Annotated in this window: 8 protein-coding genes; all 8 read right to left on the bottom strand. The window is 65.3% G+C overall.

The window, feature by feature from the left end:
* Positions 1 to 278 precede the first annotated feature (278 nt).
* The 8 genes from NKI01_RS28575 to NKI01_RS28540 are packed head-to-tail and all read right to left on the bottom strand — an operon-like array spanning position 279 to position 9,776.
* On the bottom strand, positions 279 to 908 hold the full coding sequence (locus NKI01_RS28575) for a sarcosine oxidase subunit gamma (protein WP_023716758.1): 630 nt from the start codon (positions 906 to 908) through the stop codon (positions 279 to 281).
* Entirely contained in the window at positions 901 to 3,885 is a 2,985-nt protein-coding gene (locus NKI01_RS28570; RefSeq protein WP_352548743.1) for a sarcosine oxidase subunit alpha, read from the bottom strand. The genes NKI01_RS28575 and NKI01_RS28570 overlap by 8 nt, the downstream gene beginning before the upstream one ends.
* The gene (locus tag NKI01_RS28565; RefSeq protein ID WP_023716760.1) at positions 3,885 to 4,160 is read right to left on the bottom strand and encodes a sarcosine oxidase subunit delta; all 276 of its coding nucleotides are present in this window, start codon (positions 4,158 to 4,160) and stop codon (positions 3,885 to 3,887) included. The genes NKI01_RS28570 and NKI01_RS28565 overlap by 1 nt, the downstream gene beginning before the upstream one ends.
* 16 nt (positions 4,161 to 4,176) lie before the next feature.
* On the bottom strand, positions 4,177 to 5,430 hold the full coding sequence (locus NKI01_RS28560) for a sarcosine oxidase subunit beta family protein (protein WP_352548741.1): 1,254 nt from the start codon (positions 5,428 to 5,430) through the stop codon (positions 4,177 to 4,179).
* Positions 5,431 to 5,466: 36 nt separating this feature from the next.
* Positions 5,467 to 6,774, bottom strand: coding sequence for a type III glutamate--ammonia ligase (gene glnT, locus NKI01_RS28555; RefSeq protein ID WP_352484123.1), 1,308 nt, complete (start codon positions 6,772 to 6,774; stop codon positions 5,467 to 5,469).
* 34 nt (positions 6,775 to 6,808) lie between these two features.
* A complete protein-coding gene (locus NKI01_RS28550) occupies positions 6,809 to 8,137 on the bottom strand; it encodes an FMN-binding glutamate synthase family protein (protein WP_023716763.1) in 1,329 nt (442 codons plus the stop codon).
* A 6-nt stretch (positions 8,138 to 8,143) separates the two neighbouring features.
* The gene (locus tag NKI01_RS28545; protein WP_023716764.1) at positions 8,144 to 8,878 is read right to left on the bottom strand and encodes a GltB/FmdC/FwdC-like GXGXG domain-containing protein; all 735 of its coding nucleotides are present in this window, start codon (positions 8,876 to 8,878) and stop codon (positions 8,144 to 8,146) included.
* Between the two features lie 4 nt (positions 8,879 to 8,882).
* Entirely contained in the window at positions 8,883 to 9,776 is an 894-nt protein-coding gene (locus tag NKI01_RS28540) for a class II glutamine amidotransferase (protein WP_023716765.1), read from the bottom strand.
* Positions 9,777 to 9,811: the final 35 nt, after the last annotated feature.

The raw sequence follows: 9,811 nt of genomic DNA, 5'->3' as shown, positions 1-9,811 counted from the left end.
ACCACCGTGCCATGGCCGCTCGCCCTTCAGAGCAAGCGCCGTTCTCTCTCCAAAACTTTTTGCAGAACCTTCAGGACACTATCCCTTCTCCCCTTGGGGGAGAAGGTGTCGCCGAAGGCGACGGATGAGGGGTGTTCCAGGGAACGCCAGCCTCTCACTCCGCTGGAACACCCCTCATCCGTCTCGGCGCTGCGCGCCGATCCACCGCCCTGGGGCGAGCCACGGGTCTCGTCCCGTCCTTCGGACCCCACAAGGGGAGAAGGGAAGACGCGCCAAGGCTATGCCAATTCCTCGGAATGCCGGATATCGACGCCATACTCCGCGGCGGCATCGAGCATCGTGTGCCACAGGCTCCCGGCAAACGTCGCGAACACCAGGAGATTGAACACCGCCTGTCCATCCGGCCAGTCATTGCCGCGCCAGAGATTGATGCTGGTGTGATCGACCGATGTTGCGGCGGCGGTGCCGACCGGAAATGCCGCCGGGTGCAGGTCTAGTGAAGACAATTTGGCCAGCATCGAGCGCGCTTTTTCTCCCGAAACGCTGATCAGGACGCGCGCATGCGACTGGTCCGATAGCGAGGCGGATTGCGAGAACGCCTGGCTCAGCGGTTCGATCGCGTGCTTGCCGGCATTGGACAGGACGAGGAACTGATCCGGTCCCGACCAGATCAGCGTAGCGTCGGGAACTCGGACCGCCTTGGGCGTTTCCGGTGCGGCAACGCCGAAACGGGCCTGGGCAGCTTTTGCCAGCTCCGCCGTTTTGCCGCGCCGCGCCATCACCTGGATCAGGTCGAAATTGCGGATTTCCGTCAGCCAAACGCCGGCCTCGGTGCCGCGCGCGCCATGGGCGCCGACGACGAGCGCGTGCTCCAGCGGACTGCGGGCAATCCAGGAAAACTCAGCCACGCTGGCGCCCTCCATCCGGATCGTAGAAGACCGGGCTGCACAGCTCGACATCGTAGTCTTCGCCGCGCAGCGGGTCATGCGTATGGACGATCTCGCCGATGCGCTCGCGGCCGCATTCGACCAGGCCAAGCCCGATCCACTGGTCGAGCGTCGGCGAGAAGCAGACCGAGGTGACGTAGCCCTGGTCGTTGTCGGGACCGGGTGTCTTGTCCTTCGGAATGATATGCGCGCCGGAACGCAGGCGGCTTGCCTTATCCGTCGGCTTGATGCCGACCACGACCTGCCGGTCCGGGGCGACCAGCGCCTCGCGCCCGGCCATGACGCGGCCGATAAAATCCTTCTTGGTCGACATCATCTTGCCGAGGCCTAGGTCGGCGGCCGTCGTCGTGCCGTTCAGCTCCGGCCCGGCGACATGGCCCTTTTCGATGCGCATGACGCCGAGCGCCTCGGTGCCGTAGGGCGTAACGCCGAATGGCTTCCCGGCCAGCATCAAATTGCGCACCAGCGCGTCGCCGTAACGGGCGGGAACCGAAATCTCGAACGCCATCTCACCGGAGAACGAGATGCGGAACAGCCGTGCCCTGGTGCCGCCGCGAAGCGATACCTCGCGCGCCCCCATGAACGGAAAACCTTCATTCGACAGATCCTCGGCCGGATCGACGATTTCCCGGAGCAGGTCCCGGGTCCTAGGTCCAGCGATCGAGAATTGCGCCCACTGGTCAGAGACGGAGGTGAGCTGGACGTCGAGCTCAGGAAATAGCACCTGCCGGCAGAATTCGAGATGCTGCATCACCAGCCCGGCCTTGGCGGTGGTGGTGGTCAGGAAATAATGGTCCTCGGCCAGCCGCGAGGTGGTGCCGTCGTCATAGACGATGCCGTCCTCGCGCAGCATCAGCCCGTAGCGGGCTTTTCCCACGGCAAGACTGGAGAAGGTGTTGATGTAGACGCGGTCGAGGAAAGCGCCGGCGTCCGGGCCGTGCACGTCGATCTTGCCGAGCGTCGAGACGTCGCAGAAGCCGACGCCGGAGCGCACCGCCTTGACCTCGCGCGTCACCGATTCCAGCCAGTCCTTTTCGCCGGCGCGCGGATACCATTGCGCGCGCTTCCACAGGCCGGTGTCGACGAACACCGCGCCCTGTTCGGCTGCCCAGTGATGCGACGGCGTCAGCCTCGTCGCATGGAAGTTCTCGTCGCGATGATGGCCGGCGAAGGCGCCGATAGCGACCGGCACATAGGGCGGGCGGTAGATCGTCGTGCCGGTCTCGGGAATGGATTTGCCTGACAACGTAGCCATGATGGCGAGGCCGGCGACGTTCGAGGTCTTGCCCTGGTCGGTGGCCATGCCGAGCGTCGTATAGCGCTTCAGATGCTCGACCGATTCGAAACCCTCGCGCTGCGCCAGTTCGATGTCGGACGCCGTGACATCGTGCTGGTAGTCGACAAAGGCTTTGCCCTTGCCGGCGACATGCCAGAGCGACGTCAGCGAAAACGCCTCATCGTCGGCGACCGGCGGCGTGCCGGCATTGCCCCTGCGCCCGGCACTCTGTGCTGCCGCCGCTCCTGCGGCAAAGCCCTGGCGCAGGCAGTCGCCCAGCCCGAAGGCGCCGTTGGCGGCGCCTGCGGCCATCATGCCCGGAGGCGCACCGTCCGGGACGAAGGCTGCGATGTCGTCCTGCCATTTCGGCCGGCCGCGATGGTAGGAGGTCAGCCCGACCGCCGGATTCCAGCCGCCGGAGACGGCAAGCCCGTCGGCTTCGACTTCCGCCCGTGCGCCGCCGGTCAGCGAGATCGCGATTTTCCGGACGCCGGCCTTGCCGCCTTCGACCCCGTTGACCGAGCCGCTGAGCACCGGAAAGCCGGCCTTGGCGGCGAGCGCGCGATGTGCGGCGGAGACGTCCGGGCGCGCATCGACGACCGCCGCGATCTGCAATCCGGCGGCGAGCGCGGTCTCGACCGTGCGCCAGCCATCCGCATTGTTGGTGGACAGCGCGATCCTCTTTGCCGGCGCCGCCGCGTAGCGCGCGACATAGGTCCGCATCGCCGAAGCCATCATCACGCCGGGCGTGTCGTTGCCGGCAAACACGATCGGCCGCTCGATGGCGCCGGCGGCAACGACGCAGCGCCTAGCCACGATCCGCCATAGCCTTTGGCGCACTTGGTGCTCTGGCGGGGAGGGCAGGTGGTCATTGACCCGCTCGATCGCGCCATAGGTGCCGCCATCATAGACGCCGAACAATGTCGTGCGGTTCATGATGCGGATATCGGGGAGTGCTGCGAGTTCGGCCAGCGTGCGCGAAATCCATTCGGCCGCCGGCAGGCTGTCGATGGTGCCGCCGTCGGCAAGCAGACGGCCGCCGAACGCAAAATCTTCCTCGCACAGGATGACACGGGCGCCGCTGCGCCCGGCCGCCAATGCCGCCGCGAGCCCGGCCGGGCCAGAGCCGGCGATCAGCACGTCGCAATGCGCCCACGCCTTGTCGTAATGGTCGGGATCGGCGACGCCGGCGGCGCGGCCGAGACCGGCGGCTCGGCGGATCGCCGGTTCGTAGACCGCTTCCCAGAATTTCGCCGGCCACATGAAGGTCTTGTAGTAGAAGCCGGCGACGAAGATCGGCGCAAACAGCTGGTTGACCGCCATCAGATCGTGGCGCAGCGACGGCCAGCGGTTCTGGCTGGCGGCCTCGAGCCCGTCGTAAAGTTCGGCCGTGGTCGCCTTGGTGTTCGGCTCGCGCCGCGCTCCGCTGCGCAGTTCGACCAGCGCGTTGGGCTCCTCCGACCCGGCGGTCAGGATGCCGCGCGGGCGATGGTATTTGAACGATCGGCCGATCAACTTGACGCCATTGGCAATCAGCGCCGAGGCCAGCGTGTCGCCTTGGAAGCCGGCAAAGCTCTTGCCGTCGAAGCGGAAGCTCAGCGGCGCGGCGCGATCGATGAGACCGCCGCTCTCCAGCCGGTGTGTCTGCGCAGGGCCAACCATCAGGCGCCCACCTTGGCGGCGCCAACGCCCGCAGCCGGCTCGACCGACGAAATCTCGTGCGTCAGCGTGTTGCGGGCGACCTTCAGCCAGGCCCGGCAGCCGCCGCCATGATACCAGTATTCGCTCATCGGCCCGGCGACATTGTCGCGCAGATAGACATAGTCGAAGACCTCGTCTTCGGAGGAGCCGGCCGCCGGACGCACCGGCCTGGCGTCGCCCAGATAGGTGAACTCGCCGAGTTCGCGTTCGCCGCAGAAGGGACAGACAATGCGCATGCTCTTCAGCCAGCCTTCAATGCAGGTTCGGTTGGGCGCCCTGGCCCTTTTCGTCGATCATCGCACCTCGCCGGAAGCGGTCGAGGCGGAAGCGCGCCGCCTCCTTGTGCGGCTCGTCGCGCGCCAGAAGATGGGCAAAGACCAAGCCGGAGCCGGGCGTCGCCTTGAAGCCGCCATAGCACCAGCCAGCATTGAGATAGAGCCCGTCGACCGGCGTCTTGTCGATGATCGGCGAGCCGTCCATCGACATGTCCATGATGCCGCCCCACTGGCGCAGCAGCCGCACGCGGCCGATCATCGGCATCAGCGCCATGCCGCCCTCGCAGACGTCCTCCATGACAGGCAGATTGCCGCGCTGGGCGTAGGAATTGTAGCCGTCGATGTCGCCGCCGAAGACCAGGCCGCCCTTGTCGGACTGGCTGACGTAGAAATGGCCGGCGCCGAAGGTCATGACATTGGGGATCAGCGGCTTGATCGCCTCCGAGACGAAGGCCTGCAGCACATGGCTTTCGATCGGCAGCCGCATGCCGGCCATCGCCGCGACGCGCGACGAGGAGCCGGCGACCGCCATGCCGACCTTGGCCGCACCGATCTTGCCGCGGCTCGTCTCGACGCCGGTCACCTTGCCGTTGCCGTCGCGGACAAAGCCGGTCACCTCGCAATTCTGGATGATGTCGACGCCGAGCGCGCTCGCCGCATGCGCATAGCCCCAGACCACGGCGTCGTGGCGTGCCGTGCCGCCGCGTCGCTGCAAAAGCCCGCCCTGCACCGGAAAGCGCGCATTGTCGAAGTTCAGGAACGGCATCATCTTCCTGACCGCCGCCAGATCGAGCAGTTCGGCATCGATGCCGTTGATGCGCATGGTGTTGCCGCGCCGTGCGTAGGCGTCGCGCTGCGCGTCGGAATGGTAGAGATTGATGACGCCGCGCTGGCTGACCATGGTGTTGTAGTTGAGGTCCTGCTCCATACGTTCCCACAGCTTCATCGAAAGCTCGTAGAAGCCGGTATTGCCGGGCAGCCCGTAATTGGAGCGGATGATGGTGGTGTTGCGGCCGGCATTGCCGGAGCCGATCCAGCCTTTTTCCAGCACCGCGACATTCCTGATGCCGTACTCGCTGGCGAGGAACCATGCCGTCGCCAGTCCATGGCCGCCGCCGCCGATGATCACCACGTCGTAGTGGCTCTTCGGGCTGGCGTCGCGCCAGGTGCGCTGCCAGTTCTTGTGGCCGGAAAATGCCGCCCGGGCGAGGGAGAAGATCGAGTATTTCATGAACCTGTTTCGCGCCGGGCGTGCAACAATTCCGGATCAGATGTCGAGCGTGTGGTCGCGCTCCCACTGGGTGAAGTGGGAAGCATAGGAATTCCATTCCTGTTGCTTGAGCTTTAGATAGGCCGACGAGAATTCCTCACCCAGCGCCGCCTTGAGCGATTTGTCGTTGTCGAACTCGCGCAATGCGTCGAGCAGGTTGAGCGGCAGCTTCGGCGCCCCTTCGACCGTATGGCCGAACTGGTACATGTCGATGTCGTAGCGCCGGCCGGGATCGGCCTTCGAGCGGACACCGTCGAGCCCGGCGGCGATGATCACGGCCTGCAGCAGATAGGGGTTTGCCGCGCCGTCGGGCAGGCGCAGCTCGAAGCGGCCGGGGCCGGGCACGCGCACCATGTGGGTGCGGTTGTTGCCGGTCCAGGTCACGGTGTTCGGCGCCCAGGTGGCGCCGGAGATGGTGCGCGGTGCGTTGATGCGCTTGTAGGAATTGACCGTCGGGTTGGTGATGGCGGCAAGCGCGGAAGCATGTTTCATGATGCCGCCGAGGAAATTCCTGCCCTTGGCCGACAGGCCGAGTTCCATCGCATTATCGGCAAAGACATTGGTCTTGCCGTCCCTGTCCCAAACCGAGATGTGGGCATGGCAGCCATTGCCGGTCAGGCCCTGGAACGGCTTCGGCATGAAGGTCGCGCGCAGGCCGTGCTTTTCCGCAACGGATTTCACCATGAATTTGAAGAAGGAATGCTTGTCGGCGGTCGCCAGAGCATCGTCGAAGGCCCAGTTCATCTCGAACTGGCCGTTGGCGTCCTCATGGTCGTTCTGGTAGGCGCCCCAGCCGAGCGCCAGCATATGGTCGCAGATCTCGGCGATGACGTCGTAGCGGCGCATCACCGCCTGCTGGTCGTAGCAGGGCTTCGACGCCGTATCGTATTCGTCGGAAATCGTCTTGCCGTCCGGCGAGATCAGGAAGAACTCGGCCTCGACGCCGGTCTTGATGTGCATGCCGTCGCCGGCGGCCTCGGCGATCAGCCGCTTCAGCGTGTTGCGTGGCGCCTGCTCGACCGATTTGTCGTCCATCATGCAGTTGGCGGCGACCCAGGCGACTTCGGGCTTCCACGGCAACTGGATCACCGAATCCGGATCCGGCACGGCCAGCATGTCGGGATGCGCCGGCGTCAGGTCGAGCCAGGTAGCAAAGCCGGCAAAGCCGGCGCCGTCCCGCTGCATGTCGGCGATCGCCTGCGCCGGCACCAGCTTCGCACGCTGCCCGCCGAACAGGTCGGTGTAGGATATCATGAAATATTTGACGCCCTTCTCCTTGGCGAAGGCGGCGAGATCGTTCCCCATTATAATTCCTCGCTTACTGGCATTTTGGTTTGTCTTAGAAGCCGTTCTTGCCCGGTATCCAGTTGGTGCCGGTCAGCGGCACGCCGGCCATGGCGGCGGCTTCGATCGTCAAGGCGACAAGATCCTCGGGCTCGAGATTGTGCAGGCTGTTCTTGCCGCAGGCGCGGGCGATTGTCTGAGCCTCAAGTGTCATTACCTTAAGATAGTTCGCCAGCCGTCGTCCGGCCGCAATCGGATCGACCCGTTTCATTAGCTCGGGATCCTGCGTGGTGATGCCGGCCGGGTCGCGTCCCTCATGCCAGTCGTCATAGGCGCCGGCGGTGGTGCCGAGCTCGTTGTATTCCGCTTCCCAGCGCGGGTCATTGTCGCCGAGCGCGACAAGCGCTGCCGTGCCGATCGACACCGCGTCGACGCCGAGCGCCAGCGCCTTGGCGACGTCGGCGCCGTTGCGTATGCCGCCGGAGACGATCAGCTGCACCTTGCGGTGCATGCCGAGATCCTGCAGCGCCTGCACAGCCGGCCTGATGCAGGCAAGCGTCGGCTGGCCGACATTTTCGATGAACACCTCCTGGGTTGCCGCCGTGCCGCCCTGCATGCCGTCGACGACGACGACATCGGCGCCCGATTTCACGGCAAGCGCGGTATCATAATAGGGCCGCGCGCCGCCGACCTTGACGTAGATCGGCTTTTCCCAATCGGTGATTTCGCGCAGTTCGAGGATCTTGATCTCGAGGTCGTCCGGCCCGGTCCAGTCGGGGTGGCGCGAGGCCGAGCGCTGGTCGATGCCTTTCGGCAGCGTGCGCATTTCGGCAACGCGGTCGGAAATCTTCTGGCCGAGCAGCATGCCGCCGCCCCCGGGCTTGGCGCCCTGGCCGACGACCACCTCGATCGCATCGGCGCGGCGCAGATCGCGCGGGTTCATGCCGTAGCGCGACGGCAGGTACTGGTAAACCAGCGTCTTCGAATGGCCGCGCTCTTCCTCGGTCATGCCGCCGTCGCCGGTGGTGGTCGAGGTGCCGGACAGCGTCGCGCCGCGGCCGAGCGCTTCCTTGGCCGGACCGGACAGCGAGCCGAAGCTCATGCCAGCAATGGTGATCGGGATCTTCAGCTCGATCGGTTTCTTCGCATAGCGCGAACCGAGCACGACGCTGGTGTCGCAGCGCTCGCGATAGCCTTCGAGCGGATAGCGCGAGATCGAAGCGCCGAGGAACAGAAGGTCGTCGAAATGCGGAAGCTTGCGCTTGGCGCCGGCGCCCCTGATATCATAGATGCCGGTCGCCGCGGCGCGGCGGATCTCGGAAAGCGTATAGTCGTCGAAGGTCGCGGATTTGCGCGGCGTCGTCGGCGGGTTGCGATAGGTCATGCTGCCTCAATACGCATCGGCGTTGTCGATATTGAAATTGTAAAGCGTGCGCGCCGAACCGTAGCGCTTGAACTCCGCCGCCTTGACGCCGGTCACGCCGGCACGGTCGAGCAGGTTTTGCAGCAATTCCAGGTGTTCGGGCCGCATCTCCTTGGCGATGCAGTCGGCGCCGAGGCTTTCGACCTTGCCGCGCACGAAGAGCCGCGCCTCGTAGATCGAATCGCCGAGCGCATCGCCGGCATCGCCCAGCACCACGAGGTTGCCGGATTGCGCCATGAAGGCCGACATGTGGCCGATATTGCCGTGGACGACGATGTCGATGCCTTTCATCGAGATTCCGCAGCGCGACGACGCATTGCCTTCGATGACCAGCAGCCCGCCCCGACCGGTGGCGCCGGCATACTGGCTGGCATCGCCTTTGACGACGATCTGGCCGGACATCATGTTTTCGCCAACGCCGGGCCCGGCCGAACCATGCACGGTGATGGTGCCGCCGTCGTTCATGCCGCCGCAATAATAGCCGACGCTGCCGCGGACATCGATGGCGACCGGCTGGTCGACGCCGACGGCGACCGAATGGCTGCCGCGCGGATGCAGTACCTCCCAGGCGGTCTCGTTCGAACCGGGAGCCAGATCGTGCAGCGCCTGGTTGAGCTCGCGCAGCGACATTTCGGCCAGGTCGAAGACCCTCGATGCCTGGCCCGGCTCGCGCGCGGCCTTGGAGAGGTTAATTGCCGGCATAAGATCAATGCTCCCAGAAATAGACGGTTGCGGGCTCGGGTTCCCAGACCTTCGCATTGTCTATGCCGGGCAGTTTGGTCAGCGCACGATATTCCGAGCCGAAGGCGACATACTGGTCGGTTTCGGCCATCACGGCGGGCTTGCAGGCGATCGGATCGCGCACCACGCCGAAGCCGTTCTTGGTGCCGACGACGAAGGTGAAGAAGCCGTCGAGGTCGCTCAGCGTGCCTTCCAGCGCCTCGCCGAGGTTCTTGCCATGCGCCATCTGCGAGGAGAGATAGGCGGCCGCGACTTCGGTGTCGTTCTCGGTCTCGAATGTCATGCCTTCGCGGATCAGCTCGCGGCGGACATTGTTGTGGTTGGACAGCGAGCCATTATGCACCAGGCACTGGTCGGCGCCGGTCGAGAACGGATGCGCGCCCATCGTCGTCACCGCCGATTCGGTCGCCATGCGGGTATGGCCGATGCCGTGCGTGCCGGTCATCTCGCGGACGCCGAACCGATCGACGACCGCTTCCGGCAAGCCGACTTCCTTGTAGATCTCGACGACGTCGCCGGCGCCCATGATGCGGATGTCGGGGCGCAGCGCCTGGATCGCCTCGCGCGCTTCGTCGATCTTGGCAGGCGTCGTCCTGACCACCGCATGCGTCGACTTCGCAGCCAAGCTCACCGGCGCGCCGATCGCCTTGGCGAGGTCGGCGTCGAGGCCGCGGAAATCGCGCTCCGGCTTGGCCGACTGGATGGTGATCTTGGCTTCATTGGAAGACGCGCCATAGATGGCGATGCCGGCGCTGTCGGGACCGCGATCGCTGAGCGAGATCAGCATCTCCGACAGCATCGCGCCAAGCTGGGGCTCAAGCGACTTGTCCTTCAAAAACAGTCCGACGATTCCGCACATGTCAGGCTCCGAGATTTGTTCCCTTGGAGATGTAT

Origin of the sequence: Mesorhizobium sp. M0815 (genome assembly GCF_040319995.1) — a bacterium.
In the GTDB taxonomy this organism is placed as follows: Bacteria; Pseudomonadota; Alphaproteobacteria; order Rhizobiales; family Rhizobiaceae; genus Mesorhizobium.
This window is presented reverse-complemented; position numbering and strand designations above follow the sequence as displayed.